Here is a 20479-nt window from a genome sequence, read left to right as displayed (position 1 = left end):
TCACGGTTTGTCCACAGGAAATCCATTGATGCTGCACGATACGTCAAACCTTGTCTAGCATGGGCGCGTCGCGGCACGAGGGCAGGTGAGGCGATGGGGACAGTGCTGTTCCGGCGGGCCGAGCGGCGGCCGGCGCCGGAGATCCCGGACGGGAGTCTGCCGGTCGAGCCGCCACCCGAGGCGCCGGCCCCGGGCGCCGGGCGCTGGCAGCAGGCGTTGCTGGTGCTGCCGATGCTGGGCGGCACGGTGGCCATGGCGATGCTGATGGGCCAGGGGCGGGGCGGGCCGTATTCGTACGTCATCGGTGGTCTCTTCGGAATCTCCGCACTGGCCATGTTGGCCACCTCGTTCGGCATGGCCGGCAGCCCGCGCCGGGCCGAGCTGGCCGTCGCCCGCCGGGAGTACCTGCGGCATCTGGCCGAGCTGCGCCGCCGGGTCCGGGACACCGCCCGCCGGCAGCGCGCCGGCCTGCTCTACCGCCATCCGGATCCGTCCCGGCTCTGGTCCACGGTGTCCAGCCACCGGGTCTGGGAGCGCCGGCCGGACGATCCGGACTTCGGCGTGGTCCGGATCGGGCTCGGGCCCCAGTCCCTGGCCACCCCGCTGCTACCGCCGGCCACCCGGCCGCTGCGCGAGCTGGAGCCGGCAACCGCTGGCGCGCTGCGGCGCTTCCTGGACGCCTGGTCCGTGGTGCCGGACCTGCCGGTGGCCATGTCGCTGCGCGGGTTCGCCCGGGTCCACCTGAGCGGCGGCGAGCCGGCCCGGGCGCTGGTCCGGGCCGTGATCGTCCAGCTCGCGACCTTCCACGCGCCGGACGACCTGCTGGTCGCGGTCTGCGCCGGCCCTCGGCGGCGGGCCGAGTGGGAATGGGTGAAATGGCTGCCGCACGCCCTGCATCCGCAACGCGACGACACCCTCGGCCCGCTGCGCCTGGTGGCCGGCTCCGGCCCCGAGCTGGACCGGCTGCTCGACGACGTGATCGGCGGCCGGGCCCGGTTCCAACCGGGTTTCCCCGGTCCGACCGGCCCGCACGTGGTGATCGTCCGGGACGGCGCCGGCCCGCTCCCGGGCGGCGACGGCCCGGACGGAGTGACCGTGCTGGATCTGGACACACCGCCGCCGAGGCTGCTCGACCGGGCCGCTCTGGTGCTGGACGTGGACCGGTCCGGTGCCCTGCGCACCACCACGATGGACACCGAGACCGAGGCCGGGCGGGCCGACGCGCTGCCGGCGGCCGCCGCCGAGGCGATCGCCCGCCGGCTCACGCCGCTGCGCCTGGCCGGCACCGCCGATCCGGACGGGACGCCGGCCGCGGCCGAGGCCGCGTTCACCGACCTGCTCGGCATCGGCGACCCGGAGGGCTTCCGCCCGGCGCGGGGCTGGCAGCCGCGGCCGGCCCGGAACCGGCTGCGGGTGCCGATCGGGGTGACCGCCGAGGGGCTGCCGGTCGAGCTGGACCTGAAGGAGTCCGCACAGGGCGGGATGGGTCCGCACGGCCTGCTGATCGGCGCCACCGGGTCGGGCAAGTCCGAGCTGCTGCGCACGCTGGTGCTGGCGCTGGCCGGCACGCATTCCTCGGAGTCGCTGAACTTCGTGCTGATCGACTTCAAGGGCGGGGCGACGTTCGCCTCCCTGGACCGGCTGCCGCACACCGCCGCGCTGATCACCAATCTGCGCGACGAGCTGCCGCTGGTCGACCGGATGGCGGAGGCGATCGACGGCGAGCTGATCCGCCGCCAGGAGCTGCTGCGCCGGGCGGGGAACTTCGCCGGGCTGCCGGACTACGAGCGGGCCCGGGTGGCGGGCGCGGCTCTGCCACCGTTGCCGTCGCTCGTCGTGATCGTGGACGAGTTCGCCGAGCTGCTCCTGCACAAGCCCGACTTCATCGACATGTTCCTGCAGATCGGGCGGGTGGGGCGGTCGCTCGGAGTGCATCTGCTGCTGGCCAGCCAGCGGTTGGAGGAGGGGCGGCTGCGGGGGCTGGACACGCATCTGTCGTACCGGATCGGGTTGAAGACCTTCAACGGCATGGAATCGCGGGTGGTGCTCGGCGTGCCGGACGCCGCGGAACTCCCGGGCGCGCCCGGGCACGCCTACCTGAAGGCCGGCACCGGGCCGCCGATCCGGTTCCGCGGGGCGTTCGTGTCCGGGCCGCTGCGCCGGATCAACTCCCCGGACCGGCCGGTCGAGACCCGGGTGATGCCCTACACCACGCGGGCGGTGGCGCCGGCGCCCGCGGCGCTGCCGATGGTCGCCGAGGAGCCCCGGGAGCAGCCGACGCTGCTCGGCGTGCTGGTGGACCGGATGGCCGGGCAGGGACCGCCGGCCCACCAGGTCTGGCTCCCGCCGCTGGACGGATCGGCCGCCCTGGACGACCTGCTCGGGCCGCCGGTCGTGTCCACCGAGCGCGGGCTGTCCTGCGCCAACCCGGCGCTGCACGGCGCGCTGCAGGTGCCTGTCGCGCTGGTGGACAAGCCCCGGGAACAGCTGCGGGACGTGCTCTGGCTGCAGCTCGGCGGGGCGGCCGGGCACGTGGCGGTGGTCGGCGGCACGCTCAGCGGCAAGTCCACCGCGCTGCGCTCGCTGGTCTGCGGGCTGGCGCTGACCCACACGCCGGCCGAGGCGCAGGTGTACTGCCTGGACTTCGGCGGCGGGTCGCTGGGCGGGCTGCGTGGGCTGCCGCACGTGGGCGGGGTGTTCGGGAGGCTGGAGGCCGAGGGCGTACGCCGCACCGTGGGCGAGATGGTCACCCTGCTGGCCGGGCGCGAGCGGTCGTTCGCCGAGCTCGGGGTCGGTTCGATGGCGGAGTTCCGGCGGTCGCGGGGCGGTGCCGACGTGTTCCTGGTGGTGGACGGCTGGGCCACGGTGCGCACCGACTTCGAGGAGCTGGAGCCGGTGCTGACCGATCTGGCGACGCGCGGCCTGTCGTACGGGATCCATCTGGTGGCCGCCGCCTCCCGGTGGATGGACTTCCGGCCGGCCGTGCGGGACCTCTTCGGCTCCCGGGTGGAGCTGCGTCTCGGGGACACATCGGACTCGCACGTCGGGCGGCGCGCCGCGGCGGCGGTGCCGGAGCAGCAGCCCGGGCGCGGCGTGGCCGAGCACCCGGCGCTCCCCGGGCAGTGGCTGCACCTGCTCACGGTGCGGCCCGAGGTGAGTTCGCTGGGCGACACCGCCGAGCTGGTGAAGGCGGTGTCGTCGGCCTGGCCCGGGGCGGCCGCTCCGCGGGTGCGGCTGTTGCCGGCGACGGTGGCGTACACCGAGATCTCGGACGCCGGCGAGGGCCTGCGGCTGCCGATCGGCCTGGCCGAGGCCGATCTGGAACCGGTGACCGTCGACTTCGCCACCGACCCGCACTTCCTGCTGTTCGGTGACGCGGAGTGCGGAAAGTCCTCCTTCCTGCGCGCCCTGGCCACCTCGGTGACCAGCCGATTCGCGCCGGCTCAGGCGCGGGTCATCCTGGTCGACTACCGCCGCAGCCTGATGGACCTGCCGGAGACCGAACACCGGATCGGGTACGGCATGCAGGCCCAGCCCACCCTGGACCTGATGCGCTCGGTCGCCGGGTACATGGACAAGCGCCTGCCCGGCCCGGAGGTCACCACGAGACAGCTGCGGGACCGGTCCTGGTGGACCGGGCCGGAACTGTTCGTGCTGGTCGACGACTACGACCTGGTGGTGGCGGGGCCGGTCAACCCGCTGACGCCGCTCCTGGAGCACCTGCCGCAGGCCCGGGACATCGGCCTGCACCTGATCCTCACCCGGCGGGCCGGCGGCGCGGCGCGGGCGCTCTACGAGCCGGTGATCCAGCGGCTGCGCGAGCTGTCCGCGCCCGGCCTGGTGATGTCCGGGCCACCGGAGGAGGGCGCGCTGATCGGCACCGTCCGGCCGGAACGGCTGCCGCCGGGGCGTGGCCGGCTGGTCACCAGACGGGAGGGCGTCCGCCTGATCCAGCTGGCCCATCAGGAAAGCGGGCCGGTGACAGACTCGCGGTGCGATTAGGCACCCGGGACCGCAGCGACGCGCAACGTTTTCGGAGTAATCTCCCCCCATCGACTGACCATCATCAGAATGGCGACGCCGACCCGTGACCAGAGTGAGCGCGACCTCCCCGCCGCGGCAGCCGCGGTTTCCGTTGCTGAGCGCGCGGCGTTTCGGGGTGGCGGCGCTGGCCGGTCTCGTCGCGGTGCTGCCGGCCGCGGCGCCCGCCTCCGCCGTGTCGGGGCCGCCACTGGCGGAGCCGGCATCCGCCTTCACCGCGACGCCGACGTCCCGGCAGGGGACGCCACCGGCCGAGTCGGCATCCGCCTTCACCGCGACGCCGACGTCCCGGCAGAGGGCGGTGCCCGCCTTCGCCGCGAGGCCGAACCTCCGGCAGGGGACGGTGCTGGCCGAGCCCGGCTACGGCGAGGTGGTCGACGGCACCACGGTGGGCAAGCCGCTGGCCGAGCCCGGAGCGGCGGTGGACACCGTCCGGGCGCAGGAGTGGCAGCTGCAGACCCTCGACCTCACCGACGCGTGGACCTATGCGGACGGCGCCGGCATCACGGTCGCGGTGATCGACTCCGGAGTCGACGCGCACCACCCCGATCTGGAGGGTCAGGTGCTGCCCGGGCTGGACCTGGTGAACAGCAAGGGTGACGGTGACACCGACGCGGTCGGTCACGGCACCACGGTCTCCGGCATCATCGCCGGCCGCGCCGACGACAACACCGGCGTGGTGGGCATCGCCCCGAAGGCCAAGATCCTCCCGGTCCGGGTACTGGATGAGCAGAACCGGTACGACGACGCGCTGGTCGTGGCGAAAGGCCTGCGCTGGGCGGTCGACCACGGCGCCCGGGTGGTGAACCTGTCGCTCGGCGGCAGCGCGAACAGCCCGGCCCTGGCCGCCGCGCTGGACTACGCGTTCGCCAAGGATGTCGTGGTGATCGCCTGCACCGGCAACGTGAACGCGTCGTCGTCGGCCGCGCGCGGGGTGTGGTACCCGGCTCGTGAGCCAGGCGTGATAGCGGTCGCCGGTGTGGAGCGCAACGGCACCGACCTGTGGTCCGGTTCGATCACCGGCAGGGAGACCGTGGTGACCGCGCCCGCGACCGAGCTGGTCGGCGCCAAGCCCGGGGGTTACTGGAAGGTGCAGGGCACCAGCTTCGCCGCACCGATGGTGGCCGGGACCGCGGCGCTGATCCGTTCACGCTGGCCGGGCATGCCGGCCGCGGACGTGATCAACCGGATCATCCGGACCGCGAAGGACCGTGGCGCTCCGGGCCGTGACGACGTCTTCGGCTTCGGCCTGATCGACCCGACCGGCGCGCTCACCGCCAGCGTGCCGGAGGCGGCCGGCAATCCGCTGGACAACACTCCGCCGGCCGGGGTGGCCCGTTTCGGCAGTGCGCCGGCCTCGGGGCAGGCGCAGTCGGCGCCGAGCGGGGACTCCCCACAGCAGGCCGCGGCCACCTCGGAGGCGAACGCCGGCGGCTGGGCCGCGCCCGCGACGGCGCGGCCGGAAGGATCGCAGCGGGGCCGCTTCCTGGCGATCGCCCTGCTGGTGATCTCCGCCCTGGCCGGGGCGGTCACCATCAGCCGCTTCGCCGGCGCCGCAGGCTGAGGTAGCCGGCTGAGGCCGCGTAGACGGGGCAGGCCGGACCGGAACGAGCAGGCCGCTCAGGCACACTCCCCGGTCTTGACGCTCCGGGTGCTCTCCCGCCCCAGCTTGGCGATCGGAGCCGCCTCGGCGGCCGTGAGCGCGAAGCCCACGTTCTTGTCGTCGGCCGCGGCCGCGAAGATCACGCCGATCACCTCGCCGGACGGGGCGATCAGCGGGCCGCCGGAGTTGCCGCTGCGGACCAGCGACTTGATCGTGTAGATCTCCCGGGTCACGTCGCCCGACTCGTAGATGTCCGGGCCGGTGATGTCGCCGACGTCCCGGACCCGGGCGGACTGGGCGTTGTACGGTCCGTCCTGCGGATAGCCCAGCACGATCGCGCTCGCCCCGGAAGCCGCCTTCTTCGTCACGAACGGCATGGCCGGCGCCTCGAGACCGGGCACCCGGATCACCGCGAGGTCGCGTTTCGGGTCGTAGACCACCACCGTGCCCTCCAGCTGCCCCCGGTTCGTCTCCACGACGACGTCCCGGGTTCCGGCCACCACGTGCGCGTTGGTCATCACCCGCTCGTCCGCGTACACGAAGCCGGTCCCCTCGATCCGCCGGGAGCAGCTCGGCGCCGCCCCGAGGACCTTGAGCACGGACTGCTTGGAGGTCTGCACGATCTTCGAGTTCCTCAGTGCCGGGTCCGGCTCGGCGACCTCTTTGGCCTGGGTGCGGGCCAGGCCGCCGAAGACGTCCGGGAAGCCGTTGGTGTCCAGCGTCTCCCGCAGCGCCGAGGAGAGGGCCTGCGCCTGCTCCGGCATCAGCCCGTTGATGCCGCCGAGGATCGCGCTGCTGCGGACCGCCTTGTTGATCCCGGGGAAGGGGGTGGAGCCCATCGGCACCGCGACCAGCCACGCGGCCAGCAGGACCGCGACCACCGAGACGACCGCGCCGCCGGCGTCGTCGAGATGCTGCAGCGGCCGGTTGAAGATCGCCTTGCGCAGGCTGGTGCCGAGCCAGCCGGCCAGCGTCTGCCCGAGCACGGCCAGGGCGAGGATCACGGCGAGCGCGACCACCATGCGGACCGTGCCGTCGCCGAACTGCCTGGCCAGCAACGGGCCGAGCTGCAGGCCGATCAGGACACCGCTGAAGAAGCCGCCGAGGGAGAGCGCACCGATCACAAATCCCTGGCGGTAGCCGCTGATCGCGAACAGCAGCATGAGCACGATCAGGATGACATCGACCACGGGCACTCACTCAACATAGAAGTCAGGCGCACGTCACGGCACCACCTCGTCGGGTGCGCCGCCGCGCGCCGCCGGCACCGGGGCCGCGGCGTCCGGCAGATCCACCACACGACCCCGCTCCCACGAGCGTGCCCAGCCTGCCATGTCGAGCAGCACCGAGATCACTCCCGCCGTGAAACCCCAGACGAGCAGTCCGCGGACCTGGAAGGCCGGTCCGATCCAGCCGCTCGGGTGTCGCACCCGGATACGGTTCGCGGGGTCGGCGAGTTCACTGATCGGCAGTCGGGCCACGTGCGCGACCTCGGTGGCCTGCCGTGGGTGGACCGGGTGCGGGCGCCGCCACCAGGCCAGCACCGGGGTGACCGAGAATCGGCTGACCGGGATCCACAGCTCCGGCAGCAGGGCCAGGGGCACGGCGCTGGACGGGTCGAGCCCGACCTCCTCGTCGGCCTCGCGCAGCGCTGTCGCCACGGCGTCGGCGTCCTCCGGGTCGGTGGCGCCGCCCGGGAAGGCGGGCTGGCCGGCGTGGTTGCGCATGGTCGCGGCCCGCTGCAGGATCAGCAGGTCCGGGCCACCGGGAGTGTCCACGGCGGGTGGGCTCTCGCCGAGCAGCACCAGCACCGCGCTGGCGCGGCCACCGGCGCCGACCGGCCGGCGCAGCATGCTGAAGTCCTCGGCGCGGGACTCGGCGACCCGGTTCAGCAGCGGCTCGAACCAGGACGGCAGATCGCCGGGCCGGTCCAGCGGCACACCCCGGCTCATGCGGGCCGCCGGCAGACCCGGGGAACCGATCCGGGGGTACGCCGCCGGGCGCGTCCAGGAGGCGCCTGCGGCGTGCACGACCCCGCGCGGCCGGTGCCGGCGGCTCTCGGCCCTGTCACAGCGTCACCGACAGCCCGGCGTGCTGGCGTACCAGCTCGGTCAGCTCGGCCGCGTCCATCGTGTCGCGGTGGGTGTAGACCTGTCCCCGCGCGTCGACGAAGATCGTGCTGGGCAGGTTGACCACGCCGAGCGCCGTGATCGCCTTCCGGTCCGGGTCGAACAGAGTCGGCATGCTGACACCGTGGTCGGTCCCGAAGGAGGCCGCCGCCGACCGCGTGTCGCCGGTGTTCAGCCCGAGCACGGTGAGCTTGCCGGCGGTGGCGTCCGCGAGTCGCTGGATGAGCGGGAGCTCCTCCCGGCAGGGTCCGCAGAACGTCGCCCAGATATTGATCACGGCTGGGCCGTGCAGGCCACGCAGGCTCACCGCATCGCCACCGGCGAAGCAGTCCACCGAGATGTCCGGGAGGCCGGCGGCGGGCGGGGAGGCGGCGCCCGCGGCCGCGGCACAGGCCACGAACGGCGAGGACACCTGCTCGGCGGGCGACTCCGTGGAGGTGCACCCGGCGAGCAGCAGCACGGCCGCCAGGACCGGCGGGAACGCCCTCACGACTCGTCCGCATCGGGCGACGCGAGCACGGCGGCGGCCGGCACCAGCTCCGGATCGACCCCGGCGGCGACGGCCAGTTCCCGGGCGCGTGGCCCTTTCAGGAGTTTGGCCGCGGGCGCCGCCTCGGTGGGGCCGGTCCCGAAGGACGGGCAGGCCGCCGCCAGCGTGCAGGCGCCGCAGGCCGGCTTCCGGGCGTGGCAGACCCGCCGGCCGTGGAAGATCACCCGGTGCGACAGCATGGTCCAGTCGCGCTTCTCGATCAGGTCGGCGACCAGGGACTCGATCTTGACGGGGTCGTCCTCCCGGACCCACCCGAACCGGTTGGTGAGGCGCCGGAAGTGGGTGTCCACGGTGATCCCGGGAACGCCGAACGCGTTGCCGAGGATCACGTTGGCGGTCTTGCGCCCGATGCCCGGCAGCTTGACCAGCTCGTCCAGTTTGCCGGGCAGCTCACCACCGTGCGACGCGAGAAGCTCCTGTCCGAGGCTGATCAGCGAGTTCGTCTTGGCCCGGAAGAACCCGGTCGGGCGCAGGACCGCCTCCATCTCGGCCCGGTCGGCGGAGGCGTAGTCGGCGGCGGACCGGTATTTCCGGAAGAGCACCGGAGTCACCTGGTTCACCCGGACGTCTGTGGTCTGTGCCGAGAGGATGGTCGCCACGGCCAGCTCCAGCGGCGTGGTGAAGTCGAGCTCGCAGTGCGCGTCCGGATGCGTGTCGGCGAGCAGCCGGGCCATCTTGCGGGCCCGGCGCTTGCGCCCGATCGGCGTCTCCCCCGCGAAGCGCTTCATCGACCGCTCCAGCACGGCTGGCCCGGGGTCGGTGGGCGCGGTGCGGGGACGAGTCACCGGTAAAGAGTACGCCGCACCGCCGGTCACGCCGACGGCTTGATCGCCCCGTCCGCCCCGATCGACGCCCCGGTGCTTCCGAAGTCCGCCTCGGTCAGGGTGTTGACCAGATCCCGGCCACGCTCGTCGGCGGTGTCCCGGGTGGGCAGACCGTCGCCGTCGAGGTAGGTGGAGAGGAACTGACCACCCGCGTACGACCCGTCCTTGCGCAGGGTCACGCGCAGGATCCCGGCGTACTTCAGGATCCCGGTCTTGGAGAGCGTGCGCCCGCCGCCGGCGAAGTTGCCGAGGCTGTAGGCGATCAGCTTGCCCTGGTAGAACTCCATCCCGCGCAGCACGTGCGGCCCGTGCCCGATGACCAGGTCGGCGCCCGCGTCGATGACCGTGTGGCTGAACTTGACGGGGTCGCCGCGGTTCTCCCCGAAGAAGTTCTCGCTGCCCGGCCGCACGTGGTTCTTCTCGACACCCTCGGCGCCCATGTGCGCCTGCACCACCACCAGGTCGGCCTCGGACTTGGCCCGTTGCACGATGTCGCGGGCCTGCGCGAGGTCGTTGAGGTTGTTGGCCCCGGCGTACGGCGAGAATCCGATCACCGCGACCTTGACGCCCTTGATCTCCATCGTGGTGATCTGGTCCCGCGCGCCGGTGTATTGCAACCCGGCGCCCTCCAGGGCCTCGACGGTGTTGCGGTAGCCGGCCGCGCCGAAGTCGTTGGCGTGATTGTTCGCCGTGTTCAGGAGCTGGAATCCGCCGTCCTTGAGGTGCCCGGCGTAGGACGGCGGGGAACGGAACGCGAAGCAGTTCGGCCGAGCCGGCGAACCGCACTTGGAGGCGCCGGTGTCGTCGGTGAGCGGCTGTTCCAGATTGCCCATCACCAGATCGGACGCGAGGCCCTCGCGGACCGAGTCGAAGAATCCGGCGCCGTTCTTCGGGGGCAGCCCGTTCGGCGCGCTGGACATCATGATGTCGCCGGTGGCGGAGAGGGTGAGCGACTCGGCAGCCGTGGACTCCTCGCGGACCGCCGCAGACCTTCCGGGCGTCGGCGTGGACGACGACGAATGCCAGCTCGCACCGCCGCCGCGTTCGACCACGGCGATCCCACCGACTGCCGCGCCGGTTACCGCGGCAAGGACAAGCATGACAATCAAGGCAGAACGCCCAAAACTACTTTTGCGATGGGACCGGGGGTGCGAATTCATCGACCGGGACGATACCTTCGGCTGGCATGCGGGAGCGACAGACGAAAGTGCCGTCCCGATATGCCCGTACCGTCGAATTGTCACCGCCGGTCCCGGCAGATGTGGTTACCGTCCAGTATCTGGATCAAGGGGTGGCCGCCCGTTTCCCGCCCGCGTGCGCCTAGACTGATCGAGCGCAGACGTTGCGCGTTTCGGAGGTGCGGCGATGGATGAGGTACTGGCGCGCAGCGGAATCTTCCAGGGCGTTGACCCGGAAGCCGCCGAGGCGCTCGCCAAGGAGATGGACACGATCGAAGTCCGTAAGGGCGACGTGGTCTTCAACGAGGGCGAGGCCGGCGACAGCCTGTATATCGTTCTCTCCGGGAAGATCAAGCTCGGCCGCCGCGCGGCGGACGGACGGCAGAACCTCGTCTCCATCATGGGTCCGTCCGACATGCTGGGCGAGCTCTCCCTCTTCGACCCCGGCCCGCGGACGGCGACCGCGACCGCGGTGACCGACACCCGGCTGGCCCGGCTGAAGAAGTCGTCGTTGCGCCCGTGGCTGAACAACCGGCCGGAGATCGCCGAGCAGCTGCTCCGGGTGCTGGCCCGCAGGCTGCGCCGGACGAACGACGCGCTGGCCGACCTGATCTTCACGGACGTGCCCGGCCGGGTCGCGAAGAACCTGCTGCAGATGGCCGGCCGCTTCGGCACCCGGGACGGTGGTGTGCTGCGCGTCACGCACGACCTCACCCAGGAGGAGCTGGCTCAGCTGGTCGGCGCGTCCCGCGAGACGGTGAACAAGGCGCTCGCCGACTTCGCCTCCCGCGCATGGCTGCGGCTGGACGGCAAGAGCGTCATCATCCTCGATCCCGAGCGGCTCGCCCGGCGCGCTCGCGTCTGATCTTCCACGGCATCACGTCATAGGGGCTGTCCAGCAGGGCAGCCCCTCAAACGTGCTTGATCCACTCTTCCCGGTGACCGGGCCCCGAAGCCCTGATCCGTGTCGCGCCCGCACGGCCACTCGTTACGGAGGTGGCCGAGAGGCACCGGTGTGACAGGGAAGGGCGCGGCATTGGACGCAGGTAGGCGCGTAGCGGGTGACGGGGTGTCGTCGTGACCCTGCTCGGCACCTCGCTGGACCCGCGCGACCCCGCATACCTGGAGGGTCGCGGTATCACCCTGCAGTGGCTGGCCGCCCTGGAGAGCGCCCTCGACGAGGCCCGCGCCGGCGGCGGCGAGAAGTGGGTGACCCGGCATCACGCGCGCGGCAAGCTGCTGCCCCGGGAGCGCATCGAGATGCTGCTCGACCAGGACAGCCCGTTCCTGGAGCTGTCCGCGGTGGCCGCCTGGCGCTCCGAGTTCCCGGTCGGCGCCAGCGTGGTCACCGGCATCGGCGCGGTCGAGGGCGTCGAGTGTGTGGTGATCGCCAACGACCCGACAGTGAACGGGGGCGCGGTCAACCCGTACACCGCCGAGAAGATCCGCCGGGCCGCCCGGATCGCCTCGGAGAACCGGTTGCCGCTGGTCAACCTGGTCGAATCGGCCGGTGAGGCCGCCCCGGCCGGGAGCATCGCCCGCGAGCTGAGCCGGCTCACCTCGCACCGGGTGCCGACCGTCTGCGTGGTCTTCGGCGCCACCAGCGGGGACGCGGCCTACCTGCCGGCGCTCTCGGACTACACGATCGTGGTACGCGGTCATGCCAAAGTGCTCACCATCCACCCGCAGCGCACCGGCGTCGAGGTGCGCGCCACCCCGGTGGTGCCGGCCGGGCCGCCCGGCCCCGCCGACCAGCTGGCCGAGGACGAACGGGACGGCCTGCGCCTGGCCCGCCAGTGCGTGCGCCGCCTCAACTGGCGCAAACAGGGCCCGCCGCCGCGCACCACCAGCCCGCGGGAGCCGCGTTACGACACCGAGGCGCTGCTCACCCTGGCCGCCATGGAGCCGGCCCGCTTCGACCCGCGCGAGGTGCTGGCTCGGATCCTGGACGACTCCGACTTCGACGAGTTCAAGCCGGGCCAGGGCAGCGTGCTGGTGGCCGGCTGGGGCGAGCTGCACGGCTATCCGGTCGGGGTGCTGGCCAGTCCGGGCATCTGGCTGTCCCCGGCCGAGTCCCGCAAGGCCGTGCACTTCCTGCAGCTGGCCAACGCGACAACCACCCCGGTGATCTTCCTGAAGCACCACAGCGAGACCAGACACCACACCGAGACCCGACCCCGGAACGAGACGAAGAGCGACGACGACGTACGGCACGACGCCCCCCTGGTCCACGCGGTGGCCAAGTCCACCGTCCCGCACCTGGTCCTCACCATCGGCCCGGAGTCCGGTGGCACACCGGCCCACGCCGACCAGCCCCGCTTCCAGTTCAGCTGGCCGCGTCCCCCGGCGGAGCCCGCCGCGGCCGACGACGGCGTCATCGACCCCCGCGACACCCGTACGGTGCTCGGCCTCTGCCTCTCCGCAGTGCACAGCGCCGCCGTGGCTGGTGCCGAGCACGTCGGCGTGTTCCGACCTTGAAAGGTAGACCCGTGATCCGACGACTCTTGGTGGCCGACCGTGGTGAGATCGCCCGCCGGGTGTTCGCCACCTGCCGTCTGGTCGGCATCGAGACCGTCGCCGTCTACTCGGACGTCGACACCGACGCCCCGCACGTCAACGAGGCGGACTACGCCGTCCACCTGGAGGGCAGCACCCCGGCCACGACGTATCTGGAGCAGCACGCGCTGATCGCGGCCGCCAAGCGGTCCGGCGCCAACGCGGTGCACCCGGGCAACGGGGTGCTCGCCGAGGACCCGGACTTCGCCGCCGCGGTCACCGACGCCGGGATGATCTGGGTCGGGCCGCCCGCCGCGACGCTGCGCACCCTGCACCGCAAGACCGAGACGAAGAAGCTGGTGGCCGAGGCGAAGGTGCCGGTGCTGCCGACCTTCACCGACCCGGCCACGGTGCCCGGATTCCCGGTGCTGATCAAACCGGACGCCGGCGTCGGCGGCACCGGCATGCGGGTGGTCCGGGACGCCGCGACGCTGGCCGAGGCGGTGGCGTCGGCCCGGCGCGAGGTGGACGGCGACGTCTTCTGCGAGCCGTACGTGCCGAACGTCCGGCACATCGAGGTGCCGATCCTGGCCGACGCGATGGGCGCGGTGGTGCCGTTCGGCGAGCGTGAGTGCTCGGTGCAGCGGCGCTACCAGAAGATCGTCGAGGAGACCCCGTCGCCGGCCGTCGACGTGGCCCTGCGCGAGGACCTGTGCCGGGCGGCCATCGTCGCGGTCCGGGCGCTCGGCTTCGTCGGCGCCGGCGCTGTCGAGTTCCTGCTCGACTCCGACGGCGACTTCTGGTTCCTGGAGCTCACGCCGACGCTGCAGACCGACCACGCGGTCACCGAGTGCACCTCCGGGTACGACCTGGTCCGGCTGCAACTGCTGGTGGCCGAGGGGGGCAGCCTGCCGATGCCGGGCCCGCCGCCGATCCGCGGGCACGCCATCGAGGTGCGTATCTGCGCGGAGGATCCGGCGTACGCCTGGCTGCCCAGCGCCGGCACCCTGCACCGGTTCGCGGTGCCCGACGTGGCGGGCTCGTTCCGCCCGCTGCCCCAGCCCGGCCTGCGCCTCGACTCCGGCGTCGCGGACGGCTCGGTGACCGGCCCGCACCACGACCCGATGCTGGCCAAGCTGGTCGCCTGGGCGCCGTCCCGGCAGGAGGCCGCCCGGATGCTGGCGTCCGCGCTGGCCCGGGCGCAGCTGCACGGCGTGGTCACCAACCGCGACCTGCTGGTCCGCACGCTGCGGCACCACTCGTTCCGGGCCGGCGACATCGACACCGGTTTCCTGGACCGGCATCCCGAGGTGTTCGCGCCCCTGCTCTCCTCGGTGGACGCGGTCCGGCTCTCCTGCCTGGCGTCCGCGCTGGCCGGGGCCGCCGACCGCCGGGCGAGCGCGCCGGTGCTGAGCACGCTGCCGTCCGGCTGGCGCAACGTGCCCTCCGGCTCGCAGACAGCGGTCTACGACGGCCCGACCGGCCCGGTCGAGGTGGGCTACCGGATGAACCGGCACGGCGAGCTCGCCGGCTGGTGGGTCCGCTCGGTCGACCCGGAGGAGCTGGACCTGGCCGGCCTCGGGCAGGCCCCGGTGGACGAACACCCACCGATCATGGTGGTCTCGGCGAGCCGCGACCGGGTGGTGCTCGACGTCCAGGGCATCCGGCTGGCGGTGCTGGTGCACCGGGTCGGCGACGTCTCGTACGTGGACAGTCCGGAGGGCTCGGTCACGCTGCGGGAGATCTCCCGCTTCCCGCTGCCGGCTCCGGAGGCCGCGGAGAGTTCGCTGATCGCTCCGCTGCCGGGCGCCGTCCGGCGGGTCCTGGTGGTGCCGGGCCAGCGGGTCCGGGCCGGGGAGCTGCTGCTCACGCTGGAGGCGATGAAGCTGGAACACCCGGTGCACGCGCCGTCGGCCGGGGTCGTCGCGTCGCTTCCGGTCCATCCCGGAGCCGAGGTCGACACCGGCGAGTTGCTCGCGGTGCTGGACCCGGAATGAAGAGGCGATTGTCCGGTACGTCGTGAGCACGGTCCCGGGCAGTCGGCGGCGCGGCGGGGCCGGTGCTCCCGGCCCTGACGCGCCTCCGGCGCCGGTTGCTCCTCAGGCTGTCTCGCTCCGCTTGACACACCCCTGAGGAGCAGTTGAGAGGGGGACGGACCGACTCACCGGCTGAACCACTTGGCGAAGAAACCCTTGCGGTCGGTGTTGACCGTCGGCGTCTCGTCGAGAGTCGGCGTCGACGGCGGCCGGGGACGCGGCGGCGGCAGGTAGTTCGCCGTCGAGCGGTAGACCGCCGGCGGCGGCCCGCCCGGGTCCAGCTGCAGGCTATTCAGCTCCTGGAGCAGCTCCTGCGCCGACGGCCGGCCGCGCGGATCGTTGTGCATGCCGCGCCGCAGGATGTCGGTGAGGGCGCGGGGCACGCCGGGCAGCTCCGGGATGGGCCGCAGGAACAGGTCCATCAGGGTGATCAGACTCGGACTGCGATCGGACTCCCAACGCGGCGGGCGCCCGCTCATCACCGCGTAGAGCGTGGCGCAGAGCGAGTACACGTCGGCCGCGCCGGACGGCTGCTCGTGGCGGAACATCTCGGGCGGCGCGTAGGCCGGGGTCAGCACCTCCAGGGTCACCGACGAGTCACGCATCTCGCCCAGCACGGCCAGTCCGAAATCGGCCAGGACCGCCGCGTTGAACTGCGAGTACAGGATGTTGGCCGGCTTCACGTCGCGGTGCAGCACGCCGTTGGCGTGGGTGTGCACCAGCGCGTCGGCGATCTTCACGCCGACGTCCCGCGCCTCGGCCGGGCTGAGCGGCTTGACCCGCATCCGGTCCAGGTACGACCCGTCGCAGAGCTCCATGATCAAGTACGGGTGCTGATCGACGGTGACCCCCACGTCGAACAGGTCCACCACGTGCGGGTGCGACGACATCCGCCCGGCGGCCCGCGCCTCGCGCAGGAACCGCGCCTGGTCCCGCGCGTTGTCCAGAGTGCGGTTTTCCATCTTGATGGCGACTTCACGCCCGACGGAATCCTGGGTCGCCCGGTAAACGGTGGCATAACCACCTCGGGCCATGACCGACAAGCCGGACATGCCCGGGACATAGGGCACGGGCAGGGCGCCAGGCGGTGTCTCCGTCACGGCTTAGAAAATACGCCAGCCGACGGGACGATCATCCAGGCATGTCCGACGCGTAGGCGACAGTTTCCGCGGGAGCGGGTTCCACCCCGGCCACCGCGAGGGTGTCGCGCAGTTCCTCGGCGGCGATCCGCTCGCTCGCCTGCTCGGTCGAGTACGCCAGCCGGACCGCTTCCTCGGCCGCCGCGCGCGCCTCCACGCACCGGTCCGCCGCGGCCAGCACCCGGGCCCGGACCATGGCCGCCACCACCCCGCTGCGCACGTCCTCGGCGCGCACCTCACGGGCCCGATCGATCCAGGTCAGCGCCTCGCTGATCCGGCCCTCGGCGAGCAGCGCCGAGGAGTACGACGCGAGCGCGTGCCGCCGCGAGAACAGCAGCGACTGCGACGACGTGTCGCTCGCGATGGGCGCCAGCAGCCCGATCCCGGTCGCCGCGTCGCCGGCCCGGATCCGTGCCTCGGCGAGCAGCACCCGCGGACCGACCTGGGCCGGCGCCAGAGCGTTGTGCGGCTCCACCGCTGTCATCACGCGGCGCGCGTCCGCCTCGGCGGTGGCCAGGTCGCCCAGTTGCAGCGCGACGAACCCGTGCAGCGTGCCGGCCATCCCGAGCAGCAGCGGGTGCCCGGTCCGGTCGGCGAACCAGAGCGCGTCGCCGAGCAGGTCCGCCGCGTGGTCGAACTCGCCCAGCCCTCGGGCGATCGCGCCCCGCACCACCATCGCCAGCCCGCAGCCCCAGTCGTCGTTGACCTCCTGGAACTCCCGGTAGGCCCGGCGGGCCTGGCTGTCGGCCGCGCCCAGATCGCCCAGCTCGGCGGCCGCGTACGCCTCGACCACGCGCAGCGTGCCGACCGCCCAGCCCTCGCCGACCCGGTCGCCGAAGGGCAGGAAGATCCGGGCCAGCCGGCGCGCCTCCTGCAGCCGACCGGCCAGCAGCCGGGCGAACGCCGTGGTGCCGCGAAGCCAGGACCGGCCGACCGGGTCGCCGAGCTCGGCGAACAGCCGCGCGGCCCGGCCCAGCACCGCGTCGGTGCCGGAGAAGTCCCCGCGGGTGGTGGTCACCCAGGCCAGGTTCTGCAGCGCCCAGGCCTGCCCGTGCCGGTCACCGGCGGCCAGCGTGACCTGGTAGGCCGCGGCGAACCGGCTGCTCGCCTGGCTCAGCCGCCCGTTCAGGAAGTCGGCCATGCCGAGCCGGCGCATCGCGTTGGCCCGCTCCGGCAGCAGCTGCGCCTCGGTCGCCACCTCCAGCGCCTCCTGCCAGGCGGCCACCGCGCGACCGTTGTCGCCGAGCGCCTCGTGCGCGCGGCCCACCACGATCAGCGCCTCGGCCCGGCAGACCGGATCGTCGGCGGCGCTCTTGGTGATCTTCTCGCCGTTGGCCAGCGCCTCCTCGGCCTTGCCCAGCCGCAGCAGGGCCCGGGCCAGCACCAGCTGGTCGGGAACCGGCAGCTCACGGCCGGCCAGCACGGTGGCACGCTCGGCGTACTCCACGGCGGCGGCCGGCTCGATGTTGGCCAGCGCGCGCCGGGCCATCCGGCCGAGCGCGGCGACGGCCAGGCCGGCCACCTCCCGGGCCGCGGCGTCCGGCCGCAGCCGGACCGCGTCGGCCAGGTCGATCGCGGCCTCGGCGTGGGTGGCCACGAAGGCGTCCCGCTCGTTGTCGGTCAGGTTCAGCCGGGTCGCCCCGTCCGCGTGCCGGCCGACCGTCTCCGGTGCGGCCCAGGTAGCCAGATAGGCGTGCCGCTCGGCGAGGTCTGCCTTGCCGATGCCGGCGTACGCCGCCTCGCGCATCAGCGGCGTGGTGAACTGGAAACCGCCCCGGGTGCGGTGCAGCATGCGCCGTTGCAACAGCTCGTCGAGGGCCAGCTCGAGATGATCGCCGGGCGCGCGCCGCTCCTGCAGGGCCTCGAGCACCCCGGCCGGCACCGTCGTCCCGGCCACCGACGCGTCCCGCAGCACCGCCCGCGGCTCGGCGGCCAGCGCGTCGATGCGGGCCGCGAGCACCGCCGCGAGGTCGCGGGAGAGCAGCTGGCTGCCCAGCGAGCCGGCCGCGAGCTGCCACTTGCCTGCGGCGTTCGCGCCCACCGCCGGGGTCAGCGCGCCGCGCTCCATCAGCAGGGTGACCATCTCGGCCAAATAGAACGGGTTGCCCTGGGCGGTGGCGAGCATCCGGTCGATGTCCGGCTGGGGCAGCTTCCCACCGTTGAGGTACGACGTGAGCAGCCGCGACGCGTCGGCGCCACGCAACGGCGGCAGGGTGTGCACCTCGGCGTCGGCGATCCCGGTGAGCGCGCCCGCGGTGCGGACCAGTTCCGGCCGGCCGAGCAGCAGCACCACGACCGGGCCCTCCAGCCGGGACAGCGTGCTGCCCAGCGCGTCGATCGTGGTGGCGGTGGCGTCGTGCAGGTCGTCCACGATCACCATCAGCGGGGTGGTCGCGGCCATCGCGTTCAGCAGGTCGGCGACCGCGATCGAGATGGCCTCGGCGTCCACCCGCTTGGCGCTCGGCGGCCAGTCGGCGGGCGCGCCCGGGCCCGCCGGGCTGACCGGGGCCTCGCCGTAACCCAGCAGGACCAGCAGCCGGTCGGTGTCCAGGGTCACCCCGAGCCGCTGGGCGACCTTGCGCAGCCGCTCCTCGACGACCGTGCGCCCGACCGTGCTGACCACGTCCTTGGGCAGGCCTGCGGACTTGCGGACCAGGTCGGCCAGGGGCGCGTAGCGGCGGCGCTCGCCGAACGCGCGGCAGCGCACCCGCAGCACCCGGGCGCCGTGCCCGGCGTACGGCCCGCTCCCGACCTCGTAGCCGGCGGCCAGCCGTTTCACCTCGCCGGCGAAACGGGACTTGCCGATCCCGGCCTCCGCGGTCATCACCAGCACCCGGGGCGTGCCCGAGTCGATCGCCTCGGCCAGCCGCCCGGAGACCCGGCCCAGCTCGGCCTCGCGGCCCACGAACGGCGCCTCGTCGCCCAGCCCGGACCGGGTGCCCGGGGCGTCGTGCAGGCCGAGCAGCTCGTAGGTGGGGACCGGCTCGCGCTTGCCCTTGAGCCGCAGCGGCCGCAGCTGCCGCCAGGAGGCGACGTGCCGGGTGCCGTTGCTGGTGCGCTCGCCGGCGTAGACCGCGCCGACAGCCGCGGCGTCGGCCAGCCGGGCCGCGGTGTTCACGGTGTCGCCGATGACCGTGTACTCGATGCCGGCCTGCATGCCGGCGACCACCTCGCCGGTGTTCAGCCCGACGCGCAGGCCGAGCGGGGCGCCGCCGCCGCGCTCGTCGTCGAGCACCCGGCGCACCGCACGCTGCATGCTCAGCGCGGCGCGGACGGCCCGCTCGGCGTCGTCCTCGTGGGCCACCGGGGCGCCGAAGACGGCCATGATCCCGTCGCCGGTCAGCTTGTCCACGTGCCCGCCGAACGTCTTCACCGCGCCGGCCAGCGCGGCCAGCACCCGGTCGGTGACCGCGCCGACCCGCTCCGGGTCGAGGTCCTCGGACCAGGAGGTGAAGTCGGAGAGGTCGCCGAAGAGCACCGTGACGATCCGGCGCTCGGCGGCCGGCAGGGTCGCGGCGGCCGGCAGCGCCGAGCCGCAGTGGTGGCAGAAGCGGGCACCCGGCACGGCGACGGTGCCACACACAGGGCAGGTCACAGCCGGTCCAAACCGTCGGCCCTCGCCGCTGATTCCCGCAACAGGTGTTCGATCTGGGCGGCCGCCGACCACTCGGCCGCGAACCGCACCCCCGGATCGATGTCCGGGTAGACCACGTCGACCACCGCCTCCGGGGTCCGCGCGCCGGCCGCCATCGCGGCTCTGACCTGCGCGAGGCGCTCCCGGCGATGATTGAGGTATTCCTCGGCCAGGGCCGCTGTGTCGCTGCGGGCCGGCCCGTGGCCGGGCAGCATCAGGACTTCCCGGTACGACCGGAGCAGCTCGAGACTCGCCAGGTACGAACTGAGGTCGCCGTCGGGCGCGGCCACCACCGTGGTGCCTCGGCCCAGGATCGTGTCGCCGGTGAACATCACGCGCTCGCCCTCGTGCTCGACGAGAAAACACACCGAATCGCCAGTGTGCCCGGGAGTGTCCAGGACCTGTATTTCCAGCCCGTTCCCGCCGAGGTGCTCCTGTGGGTCCAACGGCTCGGCGTGCCGGCAGTGCGCCGGGTCGGCGGCCAGCACCGCGACGCCGCCGAGCAGCTCGGAGAGCCGCCCGGCGCCCTCGACGTGGTCGTGATGACCGTGCGTGATCAGGATGAACTGGAACGGACCCTGCTCCGCGATCCGGCGCAGGTGTTCCTCGTCCAGCGGACCGGGGTCGACGACAGTCGCGAACCCGGCGCCGGGCGCCCGCAGGATCCAAGTGTTCGTGCCGTCGAGAGTCATCGGGCCCGGGTTGGGAGCGCGCAGCAGCGACACCCAACCCGGCAGCCGGTCGGACGGACCATTGGCCCTGACCGACGCGGGCTCAGCACCCCCCATGCCCAGAATCGTACGTCGCGATCCCGGAGTGAGCCGAGACACGATGTCCGTCCCGGTCACC

13 protein-coding genes are annotated in these 20479 nt (G+C 73.2%); 5 read left to right on the top strand and 8 right to left on the bottom strand.

The genetic code is table 11. The features are described 5' to 3' along the window. Window positions 1-93: 93 nt before the first annotated feature. Window positions 94-4002: a type VII secretion protein EccCa gene (gene eccCa / locus Asi03nite_RS26285; protein WP_203683132.1), complete on the top strand. Its 3909-nt coding sequence runs from the start codon at window positions 94-96 to the stop codon at window positions 4000-4002. Window positions 4003-4216: 214 nt separating this feature from the next. Beyond that, window positions 4217-5605 carry a type VII secretion-associated serine protease mycosin gene (mycP, locus tag Asi03nite_RS26280; protein WP_373872167.1) on the top strand — a complete coding sequence of 463 codons (1389 nt, stop codon included), beginning with the start codon at window positions 4217-4219 and terminating at the stop codon, window positions 5603-5605. A gap of 56 nt (window positions 5606-5661) precedes the next feature. Here the strand turns inward: mycP and Asi03nite_RS26275 are convergent, their stop codons facing one another. From Asi03nite_RS26275 to Asi03nite_RS26255, 5 genes are all read right to left on the bottom strand, one after another. Continuing rightward, the gene (locus tag Asi03nite_RS26275; protein ID WP_203683131.1) at window positions 5662-6840 is read right to left on the bottom strand and encodes a MarP family serine protease; all 1179 of its coding nucleotides are present in this window, start codon (window positions 6838-6840) and stop codon (window positions 5662-5664) included. Window positions 6841-6867: 27 nt separating this feature from the next. Then, entirely contained in the window at window positions 6868-7596 is a 729-nt protein-coding gene (locus Asi03nite_RS26270) for an NUDIX hydrolase (RefSeq protein WP_203683130.1), read from the bottom strand. Window positions 7597-7711: 115 nt separating this feature from the next. Continuing rightward, complete coding sequence (locus Asi03nite_RS26265; protein ID WP_203683129.1) at window positions 7712-8263, bottom strand: TlpA family protein disulfide reductase; 552 nt, start codon at window positions 8261-8263, stop codon at window positions 7712-7714. Next, entirely contained in the window at window positions 8260-9051 is a 792-nt protein-coding gene (gene nth / locus Asi03nite_RS26260; protein WP_203683175.1) for an endonuclease III, read from the bottom strand. Before nth ends, Asi03nite_RS26265 begins: the two co-directional genes overlap by 4 nt. 83 nt (window positions 9052-9134) lie before the next feature. Then, on the bottom strand, window positions 9135-10307 hold the full coding sequence (locus Asi03nite_RS26255; protein ID WP_203683128.1) for a CapA family protein: 1173 nt from the start codon (window positions 10305-10307) through the stop codon (window positions 9135-9137). A 205-nt stretch (window positions 10308-10512) separates the two neighbouring features. On the opposite strand from Asi03nite_RS26255, the gene Asi03nite_RS26250 reads away from it, so the two are divergent. The 3 genes from Asi03nite_RS26250 (at window position 10513) to Asi03nite_RS26240 (ending at window position 14818) form a co-directional block, all read left to right on the top strand. Further along, entirely contained in the window at window positions 10513-11190 is a 678-nt protein-coding gene (locus Asi03nite_RS26250) for a Crp/Fnr family transcriptional regulator (RefSeq protein WP_045744094.1), read from the top strand. Window positions 11191-11402: 212 nt separating this feature from the next. After that, complete coding sequence (locus tag Asi03nite_RS26245; protein ID WP_203683127.1) at window positions 11403-12803, top strand: carboxyl transferase domain-containing protein; 1401 nt, start codon at window positions 11403-11405, stop codon at window positions 12801-12803. A gap of 11 nt (window positions 12804-12814) precedes the next feature. Beyond that, window positions 12815-14818: an ATP-binding protein gene (locus Asi03nite_RS26240; protein ID WP_203683126.1), complete on the top strand. Its 2004-nt coding sequence runs from the start codon at window positions 12815-12817 to the stop codon at window positions 14816-14818. A 164-nt stretch (window positions 14819-14982) separates the two neighbouring features. Here Asi03nite_RS26240 and Asi03nite_RS26235 read toward each other — a convergent pair whose 3' ends face one another. From Asi03nite_RS26235 to Asi03nite_RS26225, 3 genes are read right to left on the bottom strand one after another with little or no spacing between them, the layout of a single operon-like run. Next, on the bottom strand, window positions 14983-15957 hold the full coding sequence (locus Asi03nite_RS26235; protein WP_203683125.1) for a serine/threonine-protein kinase: 975 nt from the start codon (window positions 15955-15957) through the stop codon (window positions 14983-14985). A 31-nt stretch (window positions 15958-15988) separates the two neighbouring features. Next, on the bottom strand, window positions 15989-19591 hold the full coding sequence (locus Asi03nite_RS26230) for an adenylate/guanylate cyclase domain-containing protein (protein WP_203683124.1): 3603 nt from the start codon (window positions 19589-19591) through the stop codon (window positions 15989-15991). Next, a complete protein-coding gene (locus Asi03nite_RS26225; RefSeq protein WP_203683123.1) occupies window positions 19588-20418 on the bottom strand; it encodes an MBL fold metallo-hydrolase in 831 nt (276 codons plus the stop codon). The genes Asi03nite_RS26230 and Asi03nite_RS26225 overlap by 4 nt, the downstream gene beginning before the upstream one ends. Between the last annotated feature and the right edge of the window lie 61 nt (window positions 20419-20479).

The sequence above is a fragment of the Actinoplanes siamensis genome, from assembly GCF_016862395.1.
Classification (GTDB): domain Bacteria; phylum Actinomycetota; class Actinomycetes; order Mycobacteriales; family Micromonosporaceae; genus Actinoplanes; species Actinoplanes siamensis.
This window is presented reverse-complemented; position numbering and strand designations above follow the sequence as displayed.